The organism is Pseudonocardia sp. NPDC049635, from assembly GCF_040659795.1.
GTDB lineage: Bacteria > Actinomycetota > Actinomycetes > Mycobacteriales > Pseudonocardiaceae > Pseudonocardia.
This window is the reverse complement of sequence record NZ_JBFAON010000010.1, coordinates 64,638-90,427: the sequence shown is the minus strand read 5'-3', so window position 1 is coordinate 90,427 and position 25,790 is coordinate 64,638. Positions and strand designations below refer to the sequence as shown.

Below are 25,790 nucleotides of genomic sequence, written 5' to 3'. Positions count from 1 at the left end.
GTTTTGCCGGCACCGGAATCAGACACGGATCCCCCTTGGGGTGGTGAAACGCTGCACGACCCAGAACACGAGTTCGTAGACGGCAGCCACGACGAGGCAGCCGAGCGTGGCCGCCAGAACCTGGTTGAACGAGTTGACCGATCCGAGCCGCTGCAGGCCCAGCAGGAGCGACGAGCCGAAGCCCGGTCCGTTGATGGCCCCCGCGACGACGGCGATGCCGATGATGATGAGCACGGCGACCCGGATGCCGGAGAGGATGACCGGCCAGGCCAGCGGCAGCTGGACGGTGAGCATCCGGCGGATCGGGCCCATCCCCATCCCGCGCGCGGACTCGAGCACCGCGTCGTCGACCGACGACAGACCGGCCACCACGTTGCGCAGGATCGGGTAGACCGCGTAGATCGTCAGTGCGACCAGCGACGGTGTGGCGCCCAGGCCGAGGATCGGCTGCAGCATGCCGAACAGCGCCAGCGACGGAATGGTGAGCGCGGCCGAGCTGGCGATCAGCAACCCTTCCCGGGTGCCCATCCGCACCGGCTTGCTCCAGGTGTCGGGTGTGAGCCGGTTGGTGTGCAGCAGCGTGCCGGCCGCCAGCGCGATGAGGGCGGCACTTCCGACGGCAATGCCGACCAGCAGAAAGTGCTGCTGGCCGTAGAACACCAACTGGTTCAGCTGTGTCACGACATAGGTGAAGAAATCCACCGTGCTCCTTCCGCCCGGTCCCCGTGCCCGCCGAGCGGCTCAGGCTCATCGGTCCTTCTGCGCCGCTCGGCAACTCGTGCCACAGGCGTTACACCCTCCCGAACGACGTGCCGGCCCCCGGCCGCGTGTCCCCGGTCGACCCGGTGGGAGCTGCGGTGACCCTGTCGCCGAACGGAGCCTAGCGGGACGGGTGCGTTGGGGGTAAGTCGACCGGTCCGTTCCGTGACGACCAGATGTCCGTTTGGCACGACGATTGTGCGTGATTGTGCGAACTGTTCATGCAGGTGGCGCGGCACTCGGCGGCGGCTCGCGCGACCGGCGGGGAAACGGCCGGATACGGAATCGTGACCTTCGGTGTCGGATTGGTCGCACCTGGTGGTGACTCGCCGTACACCGTCGGCCGCAAGCGGTTACGGCGGACAGACGACGGGCTCGACCGGCGCCCGGCCCTCGACGAGCGCCCGGTCCACGACCTCGGTGACGCACGGGGTACGCCCGTAGGCGCCCGTCCCGGCACCCTGCCAGCGGACCACCCGTCCGTCGCCGAGCAGCTCGGCGGTGCGGTCCGCGCCGCTCTGCGCCGACCGCGGGTCCTGCGCCGTCCCGATCACCAGGACCGGCGGCGGCGCACCGCCCTGCGGCCCCGACGGTGCCACCGGGCCGCCGGAGGGCCACGGTCCGCAGGCCACCAGCTGCTGGGCCGCGGCGACCCCGAACAGCGGGAAACGCTCCGCCCAGTCCCCGGCCAGCTCGGCCGCCTCACCCGGGGTGATCCGGACGCGGCTGTCGTTGCACCGGGTCGCCAGCGCCGCATCGAACCGGCCCTGCGGCCCGCCCAGCGGGACGAGCAGCCGGACCAGTCCCGCGGCGTCACCGTCCCGGGCTGCGGCCAGCGCAGCCTGCAGTTCCGGCCAGCGGGCGGGCTGGGCCAGCACCGACCGGACGGCGCGGACGGTGGCACCCGCGGTGACCGCGTCGCCGTCGCCGACCGGGAGTGCGGCGCTCCCCAACCGGTCGAGCAGCCCGGTCACCGTGGCCCGTGGGTCGGGCCCGAGCGGGCAGTCCGGGCCCGCGGCGCAGGCGGTGGCGAAGGCGTCGAACGCCGACTCCGCGGCGGCGGTGGCCGCCTCGGTGCGGGCCGGGTCCTCGAGCGTGGGGTCGCCCGGGCCGTCCAGCACGACCCGCCCGGCGGCGCCCGGATGCCGGACGACCCAGCCGGCGGCGGCGTCCGCTCCGTCCCCGATGCCGAGCAGGTTCAGCCTGGCCGGTCCGAGCGCGCTGCGCAGCGACTCCAGATCCGCGGCGGTGGAGTCGGTCCGGTAGCTGGTGAGCGTGCCGGACAGCAGCAGGTAGCAGTCCTGCACGATCGATCGGGACCGCTCCAGCAGCGCCGCCATGGTCGCCTCGTCGGTCCGGTCCGGTGCGGCGTCGAGCAGCGCCGCGCGCGCGTCGACCGGGGCACAGTCCAGCAGGTCCTCGCCCGCGCCGCGGCGGTCCATGCCGACCACCTGGTAGGTCTGCAGCAGCTCGGCGGGCATCCGGGCGGCGAGCGCCACCGCCGCCCGCGCGGAGCCGTCGGTCCCGGTGTCGCCGAGCACGACCAGCGCGGGCAGGTCGGCCGGCGCGCCGGGGGTCGTCACCCTGGTCAGGCCGAGCCGGGCCGGTCCGAGATCGGGACGGCTTCGGTCGGCGGGAACGGTGAGCCGCCCGCAGCCGACGCTCAGCTGCCGGTCGGGCGGGACCGGGGTGCCCGCGGCGGCGAGGCCGGCGACCACCTCGGCGGTGCAGTCGGCGAAGGCGGGGCCACCGCGGAGCCCCTCCGGTTCGGGGAGGGCGTGCGGGTCGGTGAGGGGTTCGGGTGCCGCGGACGGGGGAGCGGCGGGCAGCAACTCGCCGCGTACGGCGACCGGCGGCCGCTGGGAGGGTCCCACCGCGCATCCGGCGAGCAGCGCGCCGCACAGGGTCATGACCAGCAGCACCACCGGCACCCTGACGGGGGTGCCTCCGTACCGCTGCCGCACCGTGATCCCCCGCTCGTCGTCGCACCGGTGCCCCAGTGTGCCGACCACCGGGTGAGGACCGGGTGAGCGCCGGCGGATCAGCGGGCCGTCCAGCCCCCGTCCTGGGTGAGCGAAGCACCGGTGATCGACGGCGAGGCCGGGCCCCACAGCACGGCGGCCAGCTCGGCGGTCTCGGCGGGCTCGATCAACCGCTTCCGGGCGACCGGGGTGAGCATGATCTTCTCGATCACCTCGTCCTCGGAGATGCCGTGGGTACGCGCCTGGTCGGCGATCTGCGCCTCGACCAGCGGGGTGCGCACGTAGGCCGGGTTGATGCAGTTGCTGGTGACGCCGTGCTCGGCGCCCTCCAGGGCCGTCACCTTCGACAGGCCCTCCAGGCCGTGCTTCGCCGAGACGTAGGCGGACTTGTAGGGCGAGGCCCGCAGCCCGTGCGCACTGGAGATGTTGATCACCCGACCCCAGCCCTGCGTGTACATGTGCGGCAGCGACCTGCGGATCAGCCGGAACGGTGACTCGAGCATCAGGCGCAGGATCGACGAGAAGATCTCGGTGTCGAACTCCTCGAGCCGGGAGACGTGCTGGCGGCCCGCGTTGTTGACCAGGACGTCGACGTCGGCCGGCAGCTCCTCGACGGCGTCGAGATCGGACAGGTCGCAGGTCAGCGGCGTGACGAGGGGAGTCTCGGCGGCCAGCGCGGCGACCCGGTCCGGATCGCGGTCTACCGCGTACACCGCGGCGCCGTCGGCGACCAGCCGGCGGGCCACCGCGGCTCCGATACCGCTGCCCGCGCCGGTGACGAGAGCCTTCTTGCCGTCCAGCAGAGCACCCATGCCGCCGACCGTACGGCGCCCGGTGGGCCCGTCCGCTATGAGGCGGGTCACGCCGGCGCGACAGGGTGTCTCAGGAGACGCGTGGGCCCCTGTCCCGTGGCCCGGAATCGAGCTCCAGCCGGACGGCGACCGGGAGGTCCGGGTAGCCCAGCGAGTCCCGGACCTCGGGGAGGACCTCGCTGTCGAGCCTGCGGCAGATCTCGGCGACGCCGGTGTCGGCGAGGTCCTCCTCGACCCACACGGTCGCCCGTACCGCCGGCGCCGAGGCCCGGCCGACCATCCGGGCGCGGGCCCGGGTGACGCCGGGCAGCGCGCTGGCCCCTTCGGCGAGGGCGTCCGCGGCGGCCGCCGAGTCGATCCGGATCTCCGAGCCCGATCCCGCGTCCAGCACGAGATCGGGCCGGGGCTCCGGGCGTAACCCGCGGACCGCCCAGAGCAGGCCGAGCACCAACAGCAGCGTCCCGGCGACGATCGCCGACACCCGGGCCACCGTCCCGTGCGCGACGAGGAACTCGCTGATCATCGGGTCGAGCAGCGGGCGGTGCGGACGGTTCTGCCCGAACACGCCGTTCACCAGCAGTACCGTCAGCACGCCACCGGCCAGCAGCACGACGCCGAGCAGGGTCAGCCCCCAGCGGGCGCCGCCCGCCGAGCGGTACTGCGCCCTCCGGGCCGCCCTCGCCGCCCGCCGCGGATCGGCCGGGGCGCTCGCGCTCCCGCCGTCCGACGGCTGCGGGCCACCGGTGAGGGGGACGGGGGTGGTCGGGGTGGTGTCAGCCGTCATCAGTGCACTCCCTGGGACGAGCGGGACGATCCCGGCACCTCGGCGGTGGCGCGCACCGTGAGCCGGGGACGGCGGGTCAGCGGCAGGGCGTCGAGCACACCGGCCGCGGCCGCGCGGGCCTCCTCGCGCAGCGCACCGGCCTCACCCCGGCCGCGGGCCCGGACCACCACCGAGCCGGACGAGGCGGTGACCGAGGCCGCGGTGATCGGGTCCAGGGCGCGGACCCGGCTCCCGACGAGCCGGGCCAGCACCCGGGGCGCGGTCGCGACGGTCAGGCCTGCCGACGGCGAGTCGAGCGCGACGTCGTGCCGGCGGGCCAGCAGGCCGATCACCAGCAGCAGCACGCCCGCGACGATGGCTGCGACGGCGACCCAGAGCACGGGCTGCGCGGTCCAGAGGATGTTCTCGGCGGTGGAGCGCCAGTCCCGCCAGGGGACGAGCAGGCCGGAGCCGCTCCCGGGACTCACCCAGGCCGCCACCACCTCGATGACGAGCAGCGCGCCGATCCCGGCCACGGCCAGGCTGACCAGGGGTGCGAGCACGCGGAGCAGGACACGCACGACGTGCCACCTGCCTTTCTGGGTCGGGATGTGCCCGGGTCAGTGCACCCGGGTGGTCTCGGGTGCGGCGGCCCGGTCGGCCTGCAGGGCGCCCACCTCGACAGTGAACCGGCGCAGCCGGCGTCCGGTCATCCGGCGCAGGTCGGCGGCCACCCGCTCACGTACCTCTGCGACGGCTGCCCGGACCGGCCCGGGGTAGACCAGCGTCACCCGCAGCCGCACGTCGACCTCCTCGTCGGCGTGGGTGGTGATCCGGGCGCTCGGCCCGGTCTCACCCATCCCGAGGCCGGCGACGGTGCGCGCCCGGTGCCGGGTCGCCGGCGCGGTGTCGGCGGCGTACTCGACGATCTTCTTCAGGACCGCCGGGTCGATGTCGAGCGAACCGCGGTCGTCCGGCTCGGTCAGCGCGGACACGCCGGCCGTCACCGGTCCCGGCCGCGGCCGAACACACCGCTGACATCGAGCTCCCCGTCGAGTACCCGCCCGGCCAGCAGGCCGATGACGCCGAGCACGAGGGTGATGACGAAGGCGAGGAATCCGCCGGTGGCGCCGGCGACGCCGAGCAGGAGACCCGCCAGCAGACCGGTCTGGGTGGCGTTCATGTCGTTTCCTCCGAGACGGGCACCCGAGCCGTGTGCGGCACCGGTGCCGAGGGATCAGGGCTGGCTGGTACCGGGCCGGTCGACCCGTGGGTGGGTGCGACGGCGCACGGTGCGGATCAGCGCCACCAGCACCCGGGTCGGGAGTGGCAGGTCAGGGACGATCTCGATCGGCGCGTCGTAGCGCCGGTCGTCGTGCGGCGCGGTGACGCCGGGCTCCGGAACCTGCCCGGCGGCCAGCGCCCGGTACCGGGCCAGGCCGGCCCGGAACACTTCCGGGTCACCGCCCCGGTCCGGGTGGTGGGTGCGGACGAACGACCGGTACGCCGCGCGCTGCTCGGGCGTGAGCCCGGCCCGGCCGTTCCGAGCGTCCATCCGAACCTCCGTGCAGTGCGTCATGGGGCGCCCACCCGGTCACCGGCTGCGGTCGCGTCCCCGAGACCGGGGGCTCCGACGTGCGTCACAGTGCCGTGGCTGCCGGTGCCGTGACCACCGGCGCCGTGGGTGGCTGTGACGTCGGTGACCGTGATGTCGACGGGCGTCGCGCCGAGGAGTGGCGCGACGGTCCGGCGCAGCGCTGCGACGGTATCCGGGATCGGCCGGACGAGGTCGAGCACCACCGCGATCTCCACCGGTTCGCCCGGTCCTCCGACATGTACTCCCACCAGTCTCCGGCCGGGCAGCCAGGTTGCGACGGCGCCGTAGCGGCCGCCGTCCAGCCGGACCACCGAGGGATGCGCGGCGACCGCCTCGGCGATCAGCTCGGCCAGGGCGGCCGGCTCCGGTCCGCGAGCGCGCTCCGCTGCGACCGCGGGGGCACCGGGGCGGGCCCCGTCGGTGATACCGGGGCGGGCCCCGGTGGCGGGGGAGTCGGGGGAGCCGGGCACTGTCGTCACTCCACGACGCGGCCGGTCGGAGCGGGCGCACGGTCGGCGTCGGAGGCGTCGTCGTCCTCGCCTGCGAGGTGGATGTCGTTCACCGAGATGTTGACCTCGATCACCTCGAGCCCGGTCATCCGCTCGACGGCGCCGATCACGTTGCGGCGCACGGCCTTCGAAAGGTCCGGGATGGCGACGCCGTACTCGACGACCAGGTCGAGGTCGACCGCTGCCTGCTTCTCCCCGACCTCGACGGCGACGCCTGCGACGTTCGAGGCGCCGGTCGCGCTGCCGCCCGGGATGCGCTCGCGCAACGCCCCGAAGGCGCGGGACGCGCCGCTGCCCATCGAGTACACGCCGGAGACCTCGCGGGCCGCGATACCGGCGATCTTCTGCACCACCGAGGCGGCGATCGAGGTCTTTCCCTGGGTGGTGGCGTCGCCGAGGTCGGCCGGGGCGGCGCCGGGAGTCGTGGCGGGGCTGCTGGAGGTGCTGGAGGTCATCGTCGTGCTCCTCTCGCGGCGGCGGGCATGACCCGCACCGCCGACTCGTCCTGCGGTCCCCCGTGTGATGCCCAACGCTCGGGAGAACTCACGGGAGTTCACTCGTTCGGCGGACGTGCCGCTCTGCGGTAGTGCAGCAGCAGGGTCCCGTCGGGCGCGGCCGTGTGCCCGGCGAGCTCCATCCGGCGCAGCCCGGCGTCCTCCGGGCCGCTCGCGATCCGGCCGGACGGGCCGGCGGTGAGCACCGGCACGAGGGTGAGTCGCAGCTCGTCGATCTCGTCCGCGGCGACCAGTGCGCCGAGCAGCGTCGGGCCGCCTTCGCACAACACCTCGCGCAGGTCCCGCCGGGCCAGCTCGGCGAGCAGCGTGCCGGGTCCGAGATCGGGCAGCGTCACGACCTCGGCGCCGGCGCCCGCGAGGGCGGTCCGTCGCGCGACGGGTGCGGCGGTGGTGGTGAGTACCAGCGGGGCCGTCAGCGTGTCGGTGAACAGCGGTGCCGCCGGGTCGAGCGCCGCCGACCCGGTGACGACGGCGATCGGCGGGGGCGGCCCGGGATCGGCCCCGTCCGGCCCGGACGGCCGCGGGCGCACCCCCCGGTAGTTCTCCTCCCGCACGGTGCCCGCGCCGACCAGCACGACGTCGGCGGCCCGGCGCAGGGACCGGAACAGCTCGCGGTCGGCCGGGGTGCTGAGGCCCTGAGAACCGCGGTCGCCCGCGGTGGCCGCACCGTCGAGCGAGGTCACCATGATCGCGGTCACCCGCTGGTCCGTCCGGCGTCGCAGCACCCCCGGAGCATGCCCGCAACCACGGTCGTGATCGCGATGTGCCCCACGTGGTGTTCAGTCGTAGGTCAGGCTCACTTATGGTGAGCGCAGCCGCGCCAGACGGGTGCGATCCGCAATCGATGCGCAGGGAGACCGCAGCACGGTGAACGCGACCCGCGTCCGACCCCGTCCGACGGGGCCACCGGCGCCTCCGAAACGCTCGTTGCGACGCCGACGGCTTCTCGGGCTCGCCGGTCTCGGCGTCGCGGTGCTGGTCGCGATGGCGGCCAGCATCGCGATCGGCACCAAGATCATCCCGTTGAACGAGGTGATGTCCGCCCTGGTCGCGCCCACCGGCACCGAGAACGACGTGGTGGTGCGCGCACTGCGGATCCCGCGGACCGCGCTCGGCGTGCTGGTGGGGATGGCGCTCGGCCTGGCCGGTGCGCTGGTGCAGGGCTTCACCCGCAACCCGCTCGGCGACCCGGGGCTGCTCGGGGTGAACGCCGGTGCGGCGTTCTTCGTGGTGGTCGGGATCTACGTCTTCGGGGTCACCTCGCTGTTCGGCTACGTCTGGTTCGCCTTCGCGGGCGCGCTGGTCGCCAGCGTGGTGGTGTTCGTGATCGGCACCCGGGCGCCGGGCGGCGCGACCCCGGTGACGCTCGCCCTCTCCGGCGCCGCAGTGACGTTCCTGCTCAGCGCGCTCACGTCGTCGATCGTGCTGCTCGACGAGACCAGCCTGGACGCCTACCGGTTCTGGAGCGTCGGCTCGCTCGCCGGGCGGGACGCGGCCGTCGCCGGCCAGGTCGTGTGGTTCATCGTGGCCGGCGTGGTCCTGGCGCTGGCCAGCGCACCGGCGCTGAACGCGCTGTCGCTGGGCGACGACGTCGCGACCTCGCTGGGGCACTCGGTGCGCCGGACCCGGATCGTCGGCGTCGTCGCGATCACCCTGCTCGCGGGTGCTGCGACCGCGGCCTGCGGGCCGATCGTGTTCCTCGGGCTGATCGTGCCGCACGTGGTGCGCGCTTTCACCGGACCCGATCACCGCTGGCTGCTGCCGGCTTCGGCACTGGCCGGTGCCGTGCTGCTGTTGCTCGCCGACGTCGTCGGCCGGGTGGTCGCCCGGCCCGGTGAGCTGCAGGTGGGCATCGTGGTCGCGCTCATCGGCGGCCCGTTCTTCATCGCGCTGGTCCGCCGCCGGAAGCTGGGGGCCGTATGAGTGCCACGACCGAGTCCCGTCCCGGGCCGGTGGTGCCGGGGCGGCGTCCGCTCCGCTACGGCCGGTTCTCCGGCGTGCTGCGGGTCCGTCCGCTCGTCGTGCTCCTGGTCTGCGCCGCGGTGCTGCTGCTCGCGGCGGCCGCCAACATGGGCCGCGGTGACTACCCGATCGCGATCACCGAGGTGCTGGCCACGCTGTTCGGCGGCGGTGACGCCGGCCAGCAGCTGGTGGTGCTGGAGCTGCGGCTGCCCCGCACCCTGGTCGGTGCACTGGTCGGTGGCGCGCTCGCGGTCTCCGGTGCGATCCTGCAGTCGATCGCCCGCAACCCGCTGGCCAGCCCGGACATCATCGGCGTGCAGTGGGGTGCCAGCGCGGCGGCCGTGTTCGTGATCGTGCTGGGCGGCGGCGCAGCGGGCGTCGGCGGGATGTTCGCCTCACTCGGCATCCCGCTGGCGGCCCTGATCGGCGGACTGACCAGCGCGCTGGTCGTCTACCTGCTGGCCTGGCGGCGTGGCATCCAGGGCTTCCGGCTGGTGCTGATCGGGATCGGCATCCAGGCGGTGCTGGTCGCCGCGGTGCAGTGGCTGCTCACCGTCGCGCAGATCTACCAGGCCGCCCAGGCCCAGGTCTGGATCAACGGCAGCCTCAACGCGCGCAGCTGGAACGAGGTGGTGCCGCTGTCGATCGCGATGGCAGTGCTCGTGCCGGCCGCGTTGATCCTGACGCACGTGCTCGGCGGCCTGCGGTTCGACGACGACACCGCCCGCGGCCTGGGCATCCGGGTCGACGGTGCGCGCACCGGGTTGCTGTTCGTCTCGGTCGGGCTCGCGTCGGTGGCGACCGCCGCCGCCGGGCCGATCGCGTTCGTCGCGCTGGTCTGCCCGCAGATCGCCCGGAGGATCTGCCGGGTCGGGAGTCCGCCGATCGCGGTGTCGATGGTGCTCGGTGCCGCGCTCACCGTGCTCGCCGACCTGATCGCCCGCACCGCGCTCGGTTCGATCGAGCTGCCGGTCGGCATCGTGACCGCCGTGCTCGGCGCCCCCTATCTGCTCTACCTGCTCGCCCGCTCCCGTCAGGAGGCCCGTGCATGACCGCGCATCTCGAGGATCGGACCACGACCGGGGGCGACCCGGTCGATCCCGACGTCGTCCGGCTGCGGGCCGAGGGCGTCGAGCTCGGTTACGGCGACCGCACGATCGTCGAGAACCTCGATCTCGACGTGCTGCCCGGCCGGGTCACGACCGTGATCGGCCCGAACGGCTGCGGCAAGTCCACCGTGCTGCGTGCGCTCGGGCGGTTGCTGCCGGCCCGGGCCGGGCAGGTGTTGCTGGACGGCAAGCGGATCGACCGGACCCCGACCAAGGACGTCGCCCGGGTGCTCGGTGTGCTGCCGCAGTCCCCGCTGGCACCGGAGGGATTGACCGTCGGTGACCTGGTGGCCCGCGGCCGGCACCCGCACCAGGCCTGGTACCGCCAGTGGTCCGGTGACGACGAGCGTGCCGTCGCGGACGCGCTGGCCTGGACCGGGCTGTCCGATCTCGTCGACCGGCCGGTGGACGAGCTGTCCGGTGGTCAACGGCAGCGGGCCTGGATCTCGATGGCGCTGGCCCAGGAGACCGACCTGTTGCTGCTCGACGAGCCGACCACGTTCCTCGATCTGGCCCACCAGGTCGACGTGCTGGAGCTGGTCCGCAGGCTGCAGTCGGAGGCGGGCCGGACCGTCGTCATGGTGCTGCACGACCTGAACCTGGCGGCCCGCTACGCCGACCGGCTGATCGCGATGAAGGAGGGCCGGATCGTCGCCACCGGGGCCCCGGCCGAGGTGGTCACCGAGGAGCTGCTCGCCGAGGTGTTCGGCCTGCGTGCCCGGGTGCTGCCGGACCCGGTGACCGGGACCCCGCTGGTCGTGCCGGACGCCGGGCCCTCGTTGCACGCGCCGGCCCCGGTCGCCCAGGACTGAGCACGACCCCCCCCCCGGGTCCTTCCCCGTGTGATCAAGCAGGTAGACACTGCCCGGACCGGATCGGGCGAAGGGGGCACACATGGACGAATGGGAACAGACACTGGGCGCGGGGCCGCTGCTCGCCATAGCAGCGGCGGCGATCGCACTGATCCTGGTGCTGATCATCCGGTTCCGGGTGCACGCGTTCCTCACCCTGATCCTGGTCTCGCTGCTGACCGCGCTCGCCACCGGCGTCCCGCTGGGGGCCGTCGTCGACGTCCTGACCGACGGCCTCGGCAGCACGCTCGGAGCAGTCGCACTGCTCATCGCGCTCGGGGCGATGCTCGGCAAGCTCATCGAGCACTCCGGCGGCGCGAAGGTGCTGGCCGAGTCGCTGGTCGAGCGCTTCGGGGAGAAGCGGGCCGTGCTCGGGCTGAGCCTGGCCTCGCTGCTGATCGGTTTCCCGATCTTCTTCGATGCCGGCCTCGTGCTGATGCTGCCGATCATCTTCGCCGTCGCCCGACGGGTCGACGGTGGCCGCAACGTGCTGCTCTACGGTATCCCGGCGGCGGCCGCGTTCTCGGTCATGCACGTCTTCCTGCCGCCGCACCCCGGCCCGGTCGCGGCCACCGACCAGTTCGACGCGAACCTGGGCCTGGTGCTGCTGATCGGCCTGATCATCGTGCTGCCGGTCTGGTGGCTGGCCGGATACCTGTGGGGCACCTGGATCGGCCGCCGGATCGTGCACCCCGTCCCGGCGCTGTTCGGCACCGTCGACGACGACCAGCCGGCCGATCCTCCCGCGCTGGGCACCGTGGTTCTGCTGCTCGCACTGCCGATCCTGCTGATCCTCGGTAACACCGGGCTGGACGCGCTCGCCCAGGTCGGCGTGGTCGACGCGGACGCCGGCTGGGTGCAGTTCCTGAGCATCCTCGGCTCGTCGGGCATCGCGCTGCTGATCGGCGTGTTCGTCGCGATGATCGTGCTCGGCGGCCGCCGGGGAACCGACAAGAACGCGCTGGAGAAGCTGCTCGACTCCTCGCTCGGCCCGATCTCCTCGGTCGTGCTGATCACCGGTGCCGGCGGGATGTTCGGCGGGGTGCTGCGGGCGTCCGGGATCGGGGACGCGCTGGCCGGCGCGCTGGACGCCGTCGGGTTCCCGGTGATCGTCGCCGCCTACGTGATCGCGGTGGCGCTGCGGGTCGCCCAGGGTTCCGCCACCGTGGCGCTGGTCACCTCGGCCGGGCTGGTCGCCCCAGCGGTGCTGGCCGGTGGCTTCAACGCCGGGCAGGTGGCCTGCATCGTGCTCGCGACGGCGGCCGGGTCGGTGTTCGCCAGCCACGTCAACGACTCCGGGTTCTGGCTGGTGGGGCGCCTGATGGGGCTCGACGTGGCGACGACGCTGAAGACCTGGACGGTGCAGCAGACGATCCAGTCGGTGGTCGGGTTCGCCGCCGTGCTGCCGATCTTCCTGCTGGCGGGTGCGCTCGGCTGACCGGGGATCGGGCAGGATCGGGCGGGTGAACGAGCTGGACCCTGCCACCGACCACCCGTCCGACCGGCCCCCGTACCTGGCGACCCGCGCGGTGCACGCCGGGAACGACGTCGATCCCGGCACCGGCGCGATCCGCCGCCCGATCGTGGCGGCCAACTCCTACGCGCTGCCCGAGGACCCGTCCGAGCTCGACTGGTCGGGCACCGGCACCCGGCTCTACACCCGCAACGGCGGGGCGAACCAGGCCTGGCTGGAGGACAAGCTCGCCGCGCTGGAGGACCCGACCGGTGTCTCGCCAGGGGGTTGCGCGGCGGTCGCGCTGGCGTCCGGGGTGGCGGCCCTGCACGCGGTGTTCTTCACGTTCCTGCGCTCCGGCGACCACGTGGTGAGCTCCGACGTCACCTACGTCGCCACCCACCGGCTGCTCACCGAGCTGCTGCCCGACCGCTACGGCATCACCGCGACGCTCGTCGACTCCTCCGACCCGGACGCCGTGCGGGCGGCGCTGCGGCCGCAGACCCGGCTCGTCCACGTCGAGACCCCGGCCAACCCGACCACCCGGATCACCGACATCGACGCGGTCGCCGCGATCGCGCACGAGCACGGCGCGCTGCTGAGCGTGGACGCCACCTTCGCCACCCCGGTGCTCCAGCGCCCGCTGGAGCGCGGCGCCGACCTCGTCGTGCACTCGCTGACCAAGTACATCAACGGGCACGGGGACGCGATGGGCGGTGCGGTGCTCGGCCGCCGCGAGCTCGTGGACCGGGTCCGGGCCGACGCGATGGTCGACGCCGGTGGCGTGATCAGCCCGTTCAACGCCTGGCTGATCATGCGCGGCTCGGTGACGCTGCCGATGCGGATGCGGGCGCACTGCGAGGGGGCCCTGCAGGTCGCCCGGTTCCTGCAGGACCGCCCCGAGGTCGCCTACGTCGCCTACCCGGGTCTCCCGTCGCACCCGCAGCACGAGCTCGCCGCCGCCACCCTCGACGGCGGTTTCGGCGGGATGCTGGCCTTCGCCCTGGACGGGCCGCCGGAGCTGCAGAACCGGTTCGTCGCGAACCTGCGGATCATCACCTCCGCGGTGTCGCTCGGGCACGACGAGTCGCTGATCGTCCACGTCGGTGCCGGGGACGAGGGGCGGGCAGCACACTTCCCGCCCGAGTTCCGCCGCCTCGGCCACCTGCGCTTCTCGGTCGGCCTCGAGGACCCGCGCGATCTGGTCGCCGACCTGGAGCAGGCGCTGGCGGCGCTCAGCCGATGAGCGACCGGCCCACGATCTCCTTCATGATCTCGTTCGTCCCACCGTAGATCGCCTGCACCCGCGAGTCGACGAACGCCCTGGCGATCGGGTACTCGAGCATGTAGCCGTAACCGCCGTGCAGCTGCACGCAGCGATCGACGACCCGGTTCTGCAGGTCCGAGCACCACCACTTGGCCTTCGCCGCGTCCGGCACGGACAGCTCGGAGGTGACGTGCTCGCGCAGGCAGCGGTCCACGAACACCCGGGCGATCGACACCTCGGTGTCCATCTCGGCCAGCTCGAAGCGGGTGTTCTGGAAGTTCGCCACCGGCCGCCCGAACGCCGTGCGTTCCTTGGTGTAGTCGACCGTCAGTCGCAGTGCGGCCTCGGCCCCGGCCACCGAGGCGACGGCGATCGAGAGCCGTTCCTGGGCGAGGTTCTGCATCAGGTACACGAAGCCCTGGCCGACCTCGCCGAGCCGGTTCGCGTCCGGCACCCGGACGTCGGTGAAGCTCAGCTCCGCGGTGTCCTGCGCCTTCATCCCGACCTTCTTGAGGCGGCGGCCGCGCTCGAAGCCGGCCATCCCGCGCTCCACGACGAACAGCGTGAAGCCGAGGTGCTTGGCCTCCGGGTCGGTCCTGGCGACGACGATCACCAGGTCGGCCAGGATGCCGTTGGTGATGAAGGTCTTCGAGCCGTTGAGGATCCAGTCCCCGTCGGCGTCCTGGCGCGCGCTCGTGGCGATGCCCTGCAGGTCAGAGCCCGTGCCCGGCTCGGTCATGGCGATCGCGGTGATCAGCTCACCGCTGCAGAAGCCGGGCAGCCAGCGCCGCTTCTGCTCGTCGGTGCACAGTCGCAGCAGGTAGGGGGCGACGACGTCGTTGTGCAGCGGATAACCCACGCCGCTGGCCCCGGCCGCGACGATCTCCTCGTCGAGCACGGCGTTGTAGCGGAAGTCGTCGACCCCACCGCCGCCGTACTCCTCGGGGACCCCCATGCCGAGCAGGCCGGCGGCGCCGGCCGCGGTCCAGATGGACCGGTCGACCTGACCCTCCTCCTCCCACCGCTCGTGATGCGGGACGATCTCCTTCGCGATGAAGGTGCGACACAGGTCGCGGAACGCGTCGTGCTCGTCGTCGAAGATCTCGCGCTGCATGGCGGTGAGTGTCACATACCCGTCGGTAACTTCGGGCGTCTCCGCGTGCCGTCGGTGACCCCCGGGTGCCGTAGGGTGCGCGCGTGCACCTCGTCGACGCCGTTGCCAACATCTGGGACCGGACCGTCGTCGGGCACATCGCCGATCTGGAGCGGATGCCGCGCGAGGCCCTCGTCGGCTCTCCGGCGGGGATCCTGTACCGGTACCACCCGCTGTCCGGGGTGGACGCCTGCGACGGCGACCCGGTGCTGCTCGTGCCGCCGCTCGGCGCCCCGGACTTCGCCTACGACCTGCGGCGCGGCTGCTCACTGGTGGAGCACCTGCTGCAGCAGGGGCGGACCGTCTACCTCGTCGACTACGGCCCGAAGTCGTTCTCGGACCGGACGCTGGGCATCGAGCACTGGGTGGACGACCTGCTGCCCTCGACCCTCCGTGAGATCGCCGGTGCCGAGGGAGCCGACGTGCACCTGGTCGCCTGGTCGCTGGGCGGGATCTTCGCGCTGCTCGCCGTCGCCGCCGCCGTCCGGTCGCGGGATCCGCTGCCGGTCCGCAGCGTGTCCGCGATCGGCACCCCGGTGGACATCTCGCGGGTGCCGCTGGTGGCGCCGCTGCGCCCGCTCGCCGAGGTCGCGGGCGGCCGGATCGTCTCCTCGATCTACCGTGGCATCGGGAGCTTCCCGGCGCCCGTGGTGAGCTGGGCCTTCCACCTGACCGCGGTGGACAGGCTGATCACCCGTCCGCTCGCCCTGCTGTCCCGGATCGACGACCGCGACTGCCTCGCCCAGATCGAGGCCGTCGACCACCTGATGGACAACATGCACGGCTACCCGGGCCGGGTGTTCGGGCAGATCTTCCACCTCTTGCTGCGCAGCAACGATCTCGCCTCGGGTGGACTGAGGTTGGCGGGCAGGGACGTCGAGCTGTCCGACGTGGACGTACCGGTGCTCGTCGTGGCGGGCCGGGACGACGTGATCGCCCCGCTCAAGGCGGTCCGCAGCGCCGTGCCGCTGCTCTCCGGCAGTCCGGAGGTGCGGTTCACGACGGCCCCGGGCGGGCACCTCGGCGTCCTCACCGGGCGGCGGGCGCGGAGCACGACGTGGCCGGAGCTGGACCGTGCGCTCGTCGACTGGGACGGCACCGCCGGGGGCGAGTCCGTGCCATGATCACGAGTGTCTGATCACCAGGGCCCGATCGCGACCGAGTGATCACATCGCCCTGCCCCCGGCCGACGCCGTCCGAAGGGAACCAGCATGTCCGGAACGAGACGATCGCGGGTCTTCGCCCTCACCGCCTGTGTGGCCGTCGCGCTGGCGGGTGTCCTCACCGCCGCCGGCACCGCATCCGCCGCGCAGGCCCCGTCACCCCGCACTCCCGGTTGTGGTGCGCCCGCTCCGCAGCAGCCCGGTACCGGCACGGACCGGATCGTCACCTCCGGCGGGCTCGACCGCTCGGTGCGGTTGCACCTGCCGGAGGGGTACACCGCCGACCGGGCCTGGCCGGTGGTGCTGGTCTTCCACGGCCGCGGCAACAGCGGACCGGCGACCGAGGAGTTCAGCGGGCTGTCCGGGCTCCCGGCGATCGTGGCCTATCCCGACGGGGTGCCCGGAGGGGAGGACCGGCGTGCCTGGCAGGGCGCCCCCTACTCGGCACCGGGCGTCGACGACGTCGCGTTCACCGGTGATCTGCTCGACGAGCTCGAGTCCACCCTGTGCGTCGACACCACTCGGATCTACGCGACGGGCAAGTCCAACGGCGGAGGATTCACCGACATCCTCGCCTGTCGTATGCCGGACCGGATCGCCGCGATCGCCCCGGTCGCCGGTGCCTACTACCGCGCGGGTGAGCCGCCGTGCGAGCCGGGCCGGGCGGTGCCGGTGCTCTCCTTCCACGGGACCGGTGACGCGACCATCCCCTACAGCGGTGACGCCGCACGCGGGTTGCCCGCGATCCGGGACTGGGCGGCGGGTTGGGCGGCCCGCGACCGTTGTGCCGCCGTGCCGTCGATTCGCCGGATCGAGCCGGACATCACGATCACGACCTGGTCGCGCTGCGCCGGGCGGGCCCAGGTCGAGCACGTCGCCGCCGACGGCGCCGGGCACACCTGGCCGGGTGCGACCGCCCACAGCGGAGGCGGTACCACCACCCACACGGTGCGGGCCACCGATCTGATCTGGGACTTCTTCGTCCGGCACACGCTGCGGACCCGGTGACCCGGCGCCGGGGCTCCCGGCTCCGAGCTCCGGACGATCGCGACCAGGTGGTGGGCGAGGGTGTGACGTAGACCGGGTGAAAACCGTGAGCGTCGCAAACGAGAGAGGTCTATCGTCGCCGACATGGTGACGTACGTCCCCTCCGTATCCCGTGCGGCGCACGACACGGCGGTGGCGGAGCTGCGCCGGCGACGGGCCGGTGCCGGGCGCGTGCAGCTGGGCAAGCCGTCGTCGAACCTGTTCCGCTTCGGCGACCGCGACACCGGTCGCGGCGCCACCCGGCTGGACACCTCGGCGCTGAACGGCGTGCTCGCCGTCGACCCGGTGGCCCGCACCGCCGAGGTCCAGGGCATGGCCACCTACGAGACCATCGTGGACGCCACGCTCGCACACGGGCTGATGCCGCTCGTCGTCCCGCAGCTGAAGACGATCACCCTCGGCGGCGCGGTGACCGGGCTCGGGGTGGAGTCGACGTCGTTCCGCGAGGGCCTGCCGCACGAGTCGGTGCTGGAGATGGACGTGCTGACCCCGGCGGGGGAGCTCTGCCACGTCACCCCGGACGGCGAGCACGCCGACCTGTTCGCGGCCTTCCCGAACTCCTACGGCACGCTCGGCTACGCGGTGCGGCTGGTCGTCGAGCTGGCGCCGGTCCGCCCGTTCGTCGCGCTGACCCATCACCGCCACCGGTCCGCGGGCGCGGTGGCCGCGGCGATCGAGGATCTGGCCGGGCGCGTGGACGACGCGCCGGACTTCCTCGACGGCGTCGTCTTCGGCCCCGACGAGCACTACCTGACCACCGGCGAGTTCGTCGACGCGCCGATGCCCGGGGCGCGGATCTCCGACTACACCGGGCAGGAGATCTACTACCGGTCGCTGCAACGGCGACCGGTCGACCATCTGACCGTCCGGGACTACATCTGGCGGTGGGACCCGGACTGGTTCTGGTGCTCGCGGGCGTTCGGCGTCCAGCATCCCCTGGTGCGGCGGTTCTGGCCGCGCCGCTACCGGCGGTCCGACGTCTACCGCAGGCTCGTCGCCCTCGACCAGCGTTTCGGCGCGTCGAACCGGGTGCGCAACGCGTTCGGTGCGCCGAGCGAGGAGATGGTCGTGCAGGACGTCGAGATCCCGGTCGAGCGACTCGCCGAGTTCCTCGAGTTCTTCGACCGGGAGATCCCGATCTCGCCGGTGTGGCTGTGCCCGCTGCGGTTGCGCGGTGACCGGACCTGGCCGCTCTACCCGATGGAACCGGGGCGGCTGTACGTGAACGTCGGTTTCTGGTCCTCGGTCCCGGAGCGAGCGGGGGACCGGTGGGCGCACAACCGCCTGATCGAGGACTGCGTCGCGGACCTCGGCGGGCACAAGTCGCTGTACTCGACCGTGCACTACGGCGAGGACGAGTTCTGGGCGCACTACAACGGTGAGGCGTACCGGGCCGTGAAACGGCGGTACGACCCGGACGGGCGCGCGCCCGACCTGTACCGCAAGGTGACCGGCCGCTGAGGGGTGCCGCGGCCGGTGTGGCTGGAAGGGGATCGGCGATGACGGGAGTGCTGGAACAGCGACAGGCGACGACCGAACCGGTCGCCGGGATCCTGTCCCGGGTGGTCGGTGGCTCGCCGGAGCTGCGCATCGAGGCGTTCGACGGGTCGAGCAGCGGGCCGGAGGACGCGCCGGTGACGGTGCGGGTCGCCTCGCCGCGGGCGCTGGCCCGGCTGGTGAGCGCGCCCGGCACGCTGGGGCTGGCCAGGGCCTACGTCACCGAGGAGATCGACGTCGACGGTGACCTCTACACCGCGCTGCGCGCGATGGCCGAGGTCACCCTGCACTCGATCCCACGTCGGGAGCAGCTGTGGCTGGCGCGACGGCTGCTGCCGTACTGGCGGGAGCACCGGCCCTCCCCGCCGGAGCTGGAGGCCCGCCCGCGGGGGCTGCTGCACTCCAAGCGCCGCGACTCCCAGGCGATTTCGCACCACTACGACGTCTCGAACCGGTTCTACGAGTTCGTGCTCGGTGAGTCGATGACCTACACCTGCGCGACCTACCCGGACGCGGACGCCTCGCTGGAGACCGCACAGGCGACCAAGTACGAGCTCGTCGCGGCCAAGCTGGACCTGAAGCCGGGGATGCGGCTGCTCGACGTCGGCTGCGGCTGGGGCGGCATGGTCCGGCACGCCGCCGCCGAGCACGGGGTGCAGGCGCTCGGGGTGACGCTCTCCCGGGAGCAGGCGTCGTGGGCACAGGCCGAGATCGAGCGCCAGGGCCTGGGCGGGCTGGCCGAGGTGCGCCATCTCGACTACCGCGACCTGCCCGACGGCGTCTTCGACGCGGTGTCCTCGATCGGGCTCACCGAGCACATCGGCAAGGCGAACCTCGACGCCTACTTCCGCTCGATGTACGCGAAGCTGCGTCCCGGCGGGCGGATGCTGAACCACTGCATCACCCAGCCCCGCAAGCCCGACCACCGCCGCACCGATCCCTTCATTCACCGCTACGTGTTCCCCGACGGTGAGCTGGAGCCGATCGGTGTGCTCGTGACGGCGATGAACCAGGCGGGCTTCGAGATCCGGCACTCGGAGAACCTGCGCGAGCACTACGCCCTGACCCTGCGCGACTGGGGCGCGAACCTGGAGCGGAACTGGACCGACGCGGTCGCCGAGGTCGGTATCGGGCGGGCCAGGGTGTGGCGGCTCTACATGGCCGCCTGCCGCCTCGGGTTCGAGCTGAACAACATCCAGCTGCACCAGGTGCTGGGGGTGAAGCTGCACGCCGACGGCACCTCGGGGTTCCCGCTGCGCGGGGAGCACGGGGCGTACTGATCGTCGGTGCGGCGCCCGGCCGGTGCGGTGTGCCGGTGCCGGGGCGCCGGCGGTGCGGATTCGGGACGGGTTGTCCTGGTGCGCGAATTCGCTCACCCGCTGAGCGGATCTCGCGGACCAGCGACCCGATGGGTGAGCCACCCGCTGCGAGACCGGAGGGCCGTGGGCGGGACCGGGCGGCGGGCCGAGGGCCCGGTGCCGGCACGTCGTGGTCAGGCCAGCCGCCGGGCCGCGGCGACGGCCCGGCCGGCGTACCCGCCCCCGAACAGCACCGTGTGCACCAGCAGCGGGAACAGCTGGTGCAGCGGGATCCGGTCGCGCCGTCCCTCGGCGAGCGGTGTCCCGGCGTCGGCGGCCGCCTCGGCGTAACCGGCCACGACCCGGTCGAGATGGGCCAGCCCGAACAGGTCCAGCATGGCCAGGTCGGACTCCCGGTGCCCGCCGTGCGCGGCCGGATCGATCAACCAGGCCCGGGTGCCGTCCGGCCGGCCGTCGGACCACAGGACGTTGCCCGACCACAGGTCGCCGTGCAGCCGGGCGGGCGGCTCGTCCGGCCCCGCGAGCACGTCGATCCGTGCGCACACCCGCTCGATCGTGGCCGCCCCCGCCGCATCCAGGTCACCGCGGTCGCGGGCGGTCCGGAGGTAGGGGAGCAGCCGGTCCTGCACGAACCAGTCGCCCCACGGGCCGTCGTGCCCGACGTTGAGCATCCGGGCGTGCCCGACCCACGCCTGCACCGGGCCGCCCGGGGGCGGCGCCCCGAAGGCGTCGGCACCGGCGGCGTGCAGCACGGCGAGCCGTCGCCCCAGCTCGCCGGCGGCGGCCGCGGTGGGACGTCCGGGCGGGACCCAGCTGGTGACGAGCCACTCGTCGTCATGGCCGAGCACCTCGGGGACCGGGGGCCCGCCGGGGACCGCGAGCCAGCGCAACCCGGCGGCCTCGGCCGGGACGGAGCCCGGATCCGCTGCACCGTTCTTCACCACGACCGTGATCGCCTCGGTGCCCTCGCCGAGCCGGAACCGCGGCGGGTCACCGCCGAGTTCGGCGGTGACCACCCGCCCGGTCAGCCGGTGGACGGGAGCGCTCACGCGTGGCGCTTCACGTACTCGACCAGGCCCGGCAACGCCGCGGCGATCATCTCGTAGACCTCGGCGAACCCGTCCGGTCCGCCGTAGTACGGGTCGGGCACCTCGGCGCCCTCGGCCGCGTCGGGATCGAACGAGCGCAGCAACCGCACCCGCCTCGGGTCCGGGACCGAGCGCTGCAACGACCGCAGGTGCCCCGCGTCGAGCGCGACGAGCAGGTCGGCGGCGAGGATCTCCGAGTCGACCTGGCGGGCCCGGTGACCGGTGTCGTAACCGCGGGCGGCCAGCACCTCGGCCGCGCGCTCGTCCATCGGCCGGCCGATGTGCCAGTGCCCGGTCCCGGCGCTGGTCACCCGGACCCGGTCGGCCAGGCCGGCGGTCTCGATCTCGGCGGCCAGCATCTTCTCGGCGATCGGTGAGCGGCAGATGTTGCCGGTGCAGACGAAGACGACGTTCACGGTGAACCCTCCCGGGGAGCACGGGCTCGGACGTCGGTGTCGAACGGGGACTGTGCGGACATGGTTCGTCCATTCTCACCCACCCGCCGTGCCGGCCCGTGCCGGAGCCCGCCGTAGGGTGTCCGGATGCCGTTCGATCACCCTCGGGCCGGCCACGGGCCCGGTGGCCCGGGTGCACACGACCTGCGCCATCACGGCGACGCCGAGATGGCCGACGGCCTCCTCGACTTCGCGGTCAACGTGATCGGGGACGGGCCGCCCGCGTGGCTGCGGGACCGCCTGGCCGCGACGCTCGACGGTCTCGGCCGCTACCCCCGCGCCGATCACGACCGGCAGGCCCGCGAGATCGTCGCCGTCCGGCACGGCCGCACCCCGGACGAGGTGCTACCGCTGGCCGGGAGCGCCGAGGGCTTCGCGCTGCTCCCGGCGCTGCGTCCGCGGCTCGCCGCCGTCGTCCACCCGGGTTTCACCGAGCCGGAGGCCGCGCTGCGCGACGCCGACGTCGACGTCGTGCGGGTGTTCACCGACGCCGCCGACGGGCACACGGTGCACCCGGCGGCCGTCCCGGACCGGGCCGACCTGGTCGTCGTGGGGAACCCGACGAACCCGACCGGGGTGCTGCACCCCGCCGCCACCGTGCGATCGCTGGCCCGGCCGGGGCGGGTGCTCGTCGTCGACGAGGCGTTCGCGGACGCCGTCCCGGGTGAGCCGGAGTCGCTCGCCGGGGACGGTGAGCTGCCCGGCCTGCTGGTCCTGCGCTCGCTGACCAAGACCTGGGCGCTGGCCGGGCTGCGTGCCGGGTACGCGCTCGGTGATCCGGCGCTGCTGGCCCGGCTCGCCCGGCCGCGGCCGCCGTGGCCGGTGTCGACGCCGGCGCTGGAGGCGATCGTCGCCTGTTGCGAGCCGGACGCGCTGTCCGCCGCCGACCAGCGGGCCCGTGAGCTGGCCGGGCACCGGGTCTCGATGACGACCGCGCTCGCCTCGATCGAGGGGGTCGCGGTGTCCGGCGGCGTGGCGCCCTACCTGCTGCTGCACCTGCCCGACGGCACCGGGCACGACGTCCGGCGGTTGCTGCGTGCCGCCGGGATCGCGGTCCGGCGCGGTGACACCTTCCCGGGGCTCGGCCCCGACCACATCCGGGTGGCGGTCCGCCCGCCGGAGCCGGCCCGCCGGCTCGCCGAGGAGCTGGAGCGGGCGCTGCGCGCGGTCGTGGTGCCGGCATGAGCGCCACCCTGAAGGACGTGACCGACGCGCTGGAGGCCGCCTACCCGCCCGCGCTCGCCATGGAGTGGGACGCGGTCGGGCTGGTCTGCGGGGATCCCGCCGACACCGTCGACTCGGTGCTGTTCGCCGTCGACCCGACCCCGGAGACCGTTCGCGAGGCGATCGACTCCGGTGCCGGCCTGCTCGTCACCCACCATCCGTTGCTGCTGCGGGGGGTGCACGGCGTCGGCGCCGACACGCCCAAGGGAGCGTTGCTGCACGCGCTGATCAGGGCGGGGGTGGGCCTGTTCACCGCGCACACCAACGCCGACGTCGCCGACCCGGGCGTCTCGGACGCGCTGGCGGACGCGCTCGGTCTGCGGGTCGACGGTCCGCTGGTGCCGGAACCGGCGGAGCCGCTGGACAAGATCGTCACCTTCGTCCCGGTCGGACCGGCCATCGCACAGGTGCACGCCGCGCTGTCGGATGCCGGGGCCGGGCGGGTCGGCAACTACTCGCACTGCTCGTTCGCCACCGCCGGGACCGGTCAGTTCCTCCCGCTCGACGGGGCGGCCCCGGCGATCGGCGAGGTCGGCAGGCTGGAGCGGGTCGCGGAGACCCGGCTGGAGATGGTGCTGCCGCGCTCGCGGCGGCGCGAGGTCGTCGCCGCTCTGCGCAGCGCGCACCCCTACGAGGAACCGGCCTACGACCTGCTGGAGATGGCGCCGCTGCCGTCGTCGCGCGGGCTGGGCCGGATCGGTTCGCTGCCCGGGCCCGAGTCGTTCACCGTGTTCACCGAGCGGGTCGCCGCGGCGCTGCCGCCCACCGCGTGGGGTGTCCGCGGGGCGGGCGAGAAGGATCGCCGGATCCACCGGGTCGCGGTCAGCGGCGGCTCCGGTGACTCCGCGCTCGGCGCCGCCGCCCGGGCCGGCGTCGACGCCTACGTGACCGCCGACCTGCGGCACCACCCGGCGTCCGAGCACCTGCTCTCCGGTTCCGGCCCGGGCGGCGGCGTACCTGCGCTCGTCGACGTCGCGCACTGGGCGTCCGAGTGGCCGTGGTGCGCGCAGGCGGCGGGCGTGGTGCGGTCGGCGCTCGGCGGTAGCGTCTCGGTGTCGGTCTCCCGACTGCGGACCGACCCGTGGACGACAGCGGCCACCCCCGAGGCCGTCTCGCACGAGGCCGCGTCCCCCGATCAGGCTGTGTCCCCCCATCAGACGGAGGCGAGATCATGAAGGCCGACCCAACCACCCAGGCGAAGCTGCTCCAGCTGGCCGAGGTGGACGCCGAGATCGGCCGCCTCGCCCACCAGCGCCGGACGCTGCCCGAGCACACGCAGTTCGAGGAGGCGCAGCGGCGGGTGCACGACGCCCGCGACGCCGCCGTCCGCGCCGAGACCCGGGCCGGTGACCTGGACCGCGACATCGCGCGGATCGAGCGCGACGTCGACGGGGTCCGGGCCCGCACCGAGCGCGACCAGGCGATGCTGGCCGGATCCGGGGTCGGTGCGAAGCAGGCCACCGAGCTGCAGCACGAGCTGGACACCCTGGCCCGCAGGCAGGGGGTCCTGGAGGACGAGCAACTCGGTGTGATGGAGGAGCGCGAGGCGGTCGGGGTGGAACTCGAGCACGCCCGCGCCGAGCTGGTCGCAGCCGAGGAGCACCTCGCGGAGGTCGGAGCCCGCCGCGACGCCGCGGAGGGTGACATCGACGTGGCCCGGGCCGGCCGGGACCGCGCGCGGGCCGAGCTGGTCACCGCGCTGCCCGACGATCTGCTCGCCGACTACGAGCGGATCCGCGCCAAGGGTGGTGTAGCTGCCGGGGCCCTGCGCGAGTCGCGCTGCGGTGCCTGCCGGCTCGAGCTGGACCGCACCTTCCTCGCGCAGGTCCGTGCGGCCGCAGCCGACGACGTCGTGCACTGCGAGGAGTGCGGCGCGATCCTGGTGCGCGGCAAGTGAAGCTCGTCGTCGAGGCGGACGGCGGTTCGCGCGGCAACCCCGGCCCGGCCGGATACGGCGCGGTCGTGCTCGACGCAGGCGGGCGGCAGGTGCTCGCCGAGGTCTACGACGGGCTCGGCACCGCCACGAACAACGTCGCCGAGTACCGGGGGCTGATCGCGGGGCTCCGGGCGGCCCGGGAGCTGGGCGCCACCGAGGTCGAGGCCCGGTTGGACTCCAAGCTCGTCGTGGAGCAGATGAGCGGCCGCTGGAAGGTCAAGCACCCGGCGCTGCAGGAGCTCGTCGACGAGGCCCGTGACCTGGTGCGACAGTTCGACACCGTGACGTTCGGCTGGATCCCGCGCGCGGCGAACGCCCGCGCCGACGCACTGGCGAACCGGGCGATGAACGGCGAGTCGAACCCGACGCCGGACCCGTCGGCGGTGGCCGGGCCGGAACCGAAACCGGCACCGGCGTCCGAGGCACCGGAGGCATCCGGGGCGTCCGGCATCGCCGCGACCGGCTCCTCGGCGGCGGCCGCGGCCTGGTCCGGTCAGGCGGGTACGCCGGTCCGGTTGATCCTGCTGCGGCACGGCCAGACCGAGCTGTCGGTCGAGCGCCGCTACTCCGGTCACGGGGACCCGGAACTGACCGCCGTCGGTCAGCAGCAGGCCGCCGCGGCGGCCCGCGCGCTCGCCGCGCGGCTGGCGAAGCAGGGCGTCGAGCCCGCTGCCGTGCTGTCCTCGCCGCTGCGCCGGGCCCGGCAGACCGCTGCCGCGGTCGCCGAGACGACCGGCGCGGAGCTGCAGATCCGCGACGCACTGATCGAGACCGACTTCGGCGGCTGGGAGGGCCTGTCGTTCGCCGAGGCACGGGAGCGGGATCCGGAGCTGCACGCCCGGTGGCTCGGATCGGCAGACGTCGAGCCGCCGGGCGGGGAGAGCTTCCGCGCGGTGCGGGAACGGGTCGAGGCCGAGCGCCGCCGGATCGTCGAGGAGTTCCACGGGGCGACGGTCGTCGTCGTCAGCCACGTGACGCCGATCAAGTTGCTGATCCGCGACGCGCTCGGGGCCGGGGACGAGGTGCTGTTCCGGATGCATCTCGACCTGGCGTGCACCAGCGTGGCGGACTTCTACCCCGACGGCGGCGCCTCGGTCCGGCTGGTCAACGACACGTCCTACCTGGACTGAGCTGGCTCCGGTCCCTACCGCGAATCGGTGCGTCACGCACGCAGGCACGCCGCTGGATCGATACAACCATGGCCCGAACGGGCGGAGTCGACTCCGGAGCGTTGTTCGGCGCTCCCCGGTCGGGCGATGATCTGCGAGCACCGTACGGGGTGGATCTCGTACGGAGCGTGAACGCTGTCTCGGTGTCGGGGAACGGAGA

27 protein-coding genes are annotated in these 25,790 nt (G+C 73.7%); 13 read left to right on the top strand and 14 right to left on the bottom strand.

The annotated features are described in order from the left end of the window. Window positions 1–18 precede the first annotated feature (18 nt). The 11 genes from AB0J24_RS14640 to AB0J24_RS14590 all read right to left on the bottom strand — a co-directional run bounded on the left by AB0J24_RS14640 (window position 19) and on the right by AB0J24_RS14590 (window position 7,635). A complete protein-coding gene (locus tag AB0J24_RS14640; protein WP_358680812.1) occupies window positions 19–702 on the bottom strand; it encodes an ABC transporter permease in 684 nt (227 codons plus the stop codon). 410 nt (window positions 703–1,112) lie between these two features. Next, window positions 1,113–2,771, bottom strand: coding sequence for an alpha/beta fold hydrolase (locus AB0J24_RS14635; RefSeq protein WP_358680809.1), 1,659 nt, complete (start codon window positions 2,769–2,771; stop codon window positions 1,113–1,115). A 29-nt stretch (window positions 2,772–2,800) separates the two neighbouring features. Beyond that, window positions 2,801–3,553, bottom strand: coding sequence for a 3-hydroxybutyrate dehydrogenase (locus AB0J24_RS14630; RefSeq protein WP_358680806.1), 753 nt, complete (start codon window positions 3,551–3,553; stop codon window positions 2,801–2,803). A 70-nt stretch (window positions 3,554–3,623) separates the two neighbouring features. Continuing rightward, window positions 3,624–4,337, bottom strand: coding sequence for an alkaline shock response membrane anchor protein AmaP (locus AB0J24_RS14625; protein ID WP_358680804.1), 714 nt, complete (start codon window positions 4,335–4,337; stop codon window positions 3,624–3,626). Beyond that, window positions 4,337–4,897, bottom strand: coding sequence for a DUF6286 domain-containing protein (locus AB0J24_RS14620; RefSeq protein WP_358680801.1), 561 nt, complete (start codon window positions 4,895–4,897; stop codon window positions 4,337–4,339). Before AB0J24_RS14620 ends, AB0J24_RS14625 begins: the two co-directional genes overlap by 1 nt. A 39-nt stretch (window positions 4,898–4,936) precedes the next feature. Further along, window positions 4,937–5,311 carry an Asp23/Gls24 family envelope stress response protein gene (locus tag AB0J24_RS14615; RefSeq protein ID WP_358680798.1) on the bottom strand — a complete coding sequence of 125 codons (375 nt, stop codon included), beginning with the start codon at window positions 5,309–5,311 and terminating at the stop codon, window positions 4,937–4,939. An 8-nt stretch (window positions 5,312–5,319) separates the two neighbouring features. Further along, window positions 5,320–5,499 carry a hypothetical protein gene (locus tag AB0J24_RS14610; protein WP_358680795.1) on the bottom strand — a complete coding sequence of 60 codons (180 nt, stop codon included), beginning with the start codon at window positions 5,497–5,499 and terminating at the stop codon, window positions 5,320–5,322. Window positions 5,500–5,553: 54 nt separating this feature from the next. Further along, window positions 5,554–5,871, bottom strand: coding sequence for a hypothetical protein (locus AB0J24_RS14605; protein WP_358680793.1), 318 nt, complete (start codon window positions 5,869–5,871; stop codon window positions 5,554–5,556). A gap of 20 nt (window positions 5,872–5,891) precedes the next feature. Then, a complete protein-coding gene (locus AB0J24_RS14600; RefSeq protein WP_358680790.1) occupies window positions 5,892–6,383 on the bottom strand; it encodes a hypothetical protein in 492 nt (163 codons plus the stop codon). A 5-nt stretch (window positions 6,384–6,388) separates the two neighbouring features. Then, a complete protein-coding gene (locus AB0J24_RS14595; RefSeq protein WP_358680787.1) occupies window positions 6,389–6,877 on the bottom strand; it encodes an Asp23/Gls24 family envelope stress response protein in 489 nt (162 codons plus the stop codon). Window positions 6,878–6,975: 98 nt separating this feature from the next. Continuing rightward, window positions 6,976–7,635, bottom strand: coding sequence for a dihydrofolate reductase family protein (locus AB0J24_RS14590; protein ID WP_358680784.1), 660 nt, complete (start codon window positions 7,633–7,635; stop codon window positions 6,976–6,978). Between the two features lie 130 nt (window positions 7,636–7,765). Between AB0J24_RS14590 and AB0J24_RS14585 the strand changes: the two genes are divergently transcribed. The 5 genes from AB0J24_RS14585 (at window position 7,766) to AB0J24_RS14565 (ending at window position 13,558) form a co-directional block, all read left to right on the top strand. Further along, a complete protein-coding gene (locus AB0J24_RS14585) occupies window positions 7,766–8,860 on the top strand; it encodes an iron chelate uptake ABC transporter family permease subunit (RefSeq protein WP_358680782.1) in 1,095 nt (364 codons plus the stop codon). Next, entirely contained in the window at window positions 8,857–9,951 is a 1,095-nt protein-coding gene (locus AB0J24_RS14580; protein WP_358680779.1) for an iron chelate uptake ABC transporter family permease subunit, read from the top strand. Before AB0J24_RS14585 ends, AB0J24_RS14580 begins: the two co-directional genes overlap by 4 nt. Then, the gene (locus tag AB0J24_RS14575; RefSeq protein WP_358680776.1) at window positions 9,948–10,820 is read left to right on the top strand and encodes an ABC transporter ATP-binding protein; all 873 of its coding nucleotides are present in this window, start codon (window positions 9,948–9,950) and stop codon (window positions 10,818–10,820) included. Before AB0J24_RS14580 ends, AB0J24_RS14575 begins: the two co-directional genes overlap by 4 nt. A gap of 82 nt (window positions 10,821–10,902) precedes the next feature. Beyond that, window positions 10,903–12,297 carry a GntP family permease gene (locus tag AB0J24_RS14570; RefSeq protein ID WP_358680774.1) on the top strand — a complete coding sequence of 465 codons (1,395 nt, stop codon included), beginning with the start codon at window positions 10,903–10,905 and terminating at the stop codon, window positions 12,295–12,297. A gap of 34 nt (window positions 12,298–12,331) precedes the next feature. Continuing rightward, complete coding sequence (locus tag AB0J24_RS14565; RefSeq protein ID WP_358681079.1) at window positions 12,332–13,558, top strand: aminotransferase class I/II-fold pyridoxal phosphate-dependent enzyme; 1,227 nt, start codon at window positions 12,332–12,334, stop codon at window positions 13,556–13,558. Here the strand turns inward: AB0J24_RS14565 and AB0J24_RS14560 are convergent. Next, window positions 13,548–14,693, bottom strand: a complete 1,146-nt coding sequence (locus tag AB0J24_RS14560; RefSeq protein ID WP_358681076.1) for an acyl-CoA dehydrogenase family protein — start codon at window positions 14,691–14,693, stop codon at window positions 13,548–13,550. The genes AB0J24_RS14565 and AB0J24_RS14560 overlap by 11 nt on opposite strands. Before the next feature lie 83 nt (window positions 14,694–14,776). Between AB0J24_RS14560 and AB0J24_RS14555 the strand changes: the two genes are divergently transcribed. From AB0J24_RS14555 to AB0J24_RS14540, 4 genes are all read left to right on the top strand, one after another. Further along, complete coding sequence (locus AB0J24_RS14555) at window positions 14,777–15,856, top strand: alpha/beta fold hydrolase (protein WP_358680772.1); 1,080 nt, start codon at window positions 14,777–14,779, stop codon at window positions 15,854–15,856. A gap of 87 nt (window positions 15,857–15,943) precedes the next feature. Next, on the top strand, window positions 15,944–16,903 hold the full coding sequence (locus AB0J24_RS14550) for a PHB depolymerase family esterase (protein WP_358680769.1): 960 nt from the start codon (window positions 15,944–15,946) through the stop codon (window positions 16,901–16,903). Between the two features lie 123 nt (window positions 16,904–17,026). Next, a complete protein-coding gene (locus AB0J24_RS14545; RefSeq protein ID WP_358680766.1) occupies window positions 17,027–18,403 on the top strand; it encodes an FAD-binding oxidoreductase in 1,377 nt (458 codons plus the stop codon). A 38-nt stretch (window positions 18,404–18,441) separates the two neighbouring features. Further along, a complete protein-coding gene (locus AB0J24_RS14540) occupies window positions 18,442–19,719 on the top strand; it encodes a cyclopropane-fatty-acyl-phospholipid synthase family protein (protein ID WP_358680764.1) in 1,278 nt (425 codons plus the stop codon). 212 nt (window positions 19,720–19,931) lie between these two features. Here the strand turns inward: AB0J24_RS14540 and AB0J24_RS14535 are convergent, their stop codons facing one another. Next, the gene (locus AB0J24_RS14535) at window positions 19,932–20,807 is read right to left on the bottom strand and encodes a fructosamine kinase family protein (RefSeq protein ID WP_358680761.1); all 876 of its coding nucleotides are present in this window, start codon (window positions 20,805–20,807) and stop codon (window positions 19,932–19,934) included. Further along, window positions 20,804–21,205 carry a low molecular weight protein-tyrosine-phosphatase gene (locus AB0J24_RS14530; protein WP_358681073.1) on the bottom strand — a complete coding sequence of 134 codons (402 nt, stop codon included), beginning with the start codon at window positions 21,203–21,205 and terminating at the stop codon, window positions 20,804–20,806. The genes AB0J24_RS14535 and AB0J24_RS14530 overlap by 4 nt, the downstream gene beginning before the upstream one ends. Window positions 21,206–21,388: 183 nt before the next feature. Between AB0J24_RS14530 and cobC the strand changes: the two genes are divergently transcribed. The 4 genes from cobC to AB0J24_RS14510 are packed head-to-tail and all read left to right on the top strand — an operon-like array spanning window position 21,389 to window position 25,591. Next, the gene (cobC, locus tag AB0J24_RS14525) at window positions 21,389–22,486 is read left to right on the top strand and encodes an Rv2231c family pyridoxal phosphate-dependent protein CobC (RefSeq protein ID WP_358680758.1); all 1,098 of its coding nucleotides are present in this window, start codon (window positions 21,389–21,391) and stop codon (window positions 22,484–22,486) included. Next, complete coding sequence (locus AB0J24_RS14520) at window positions 22,483–23,700, top strand: Nif3-like dinuclear metal center hexameric protein (RefSeq protein ID WP_358680755.1); 1,218 nt, start codon at window positions 22,483–22,485, stop codon at window positions 23,698–23,700. Before cobC ends, AB0J24_RS14520 begins: the two co-directional genes overlap by 4 nt. Beyond that, complete coding sequence (locus AB0J24_RS14515) at window positions 23,697–24,422, top strand: C4-type zinc ribbon domain-containing protein (protein ID WP_358680751.1); 726 nt, start codon at window positions 23,697–23,699, stop codon at window positions 24,420–24,422. The genes AB0J24_RS14520 and AB0J24_RS14515 overlap by 4 nt, the downstream gene beginning before the upstream one ends. Beyond that, window positions 24,419–25,591, top strand: coding sequence for a bifunctional RNase H/acid phosphatase (locus tag AB0J24_RS14510; RefSeq protein WP_358680748.1), 1,173 nt, complete (start codon window positions 24,419–24,421; stop codon window positions 25,589–25,591). The genes AB0J24_RS14515 and AB0J24_RS14510 overlap by 4 nt, the downstream gene beginning before the upstream one ends. The last annotated feature ends 199 nt before the right edge of the window (window positions 25,592–25,790 follow it).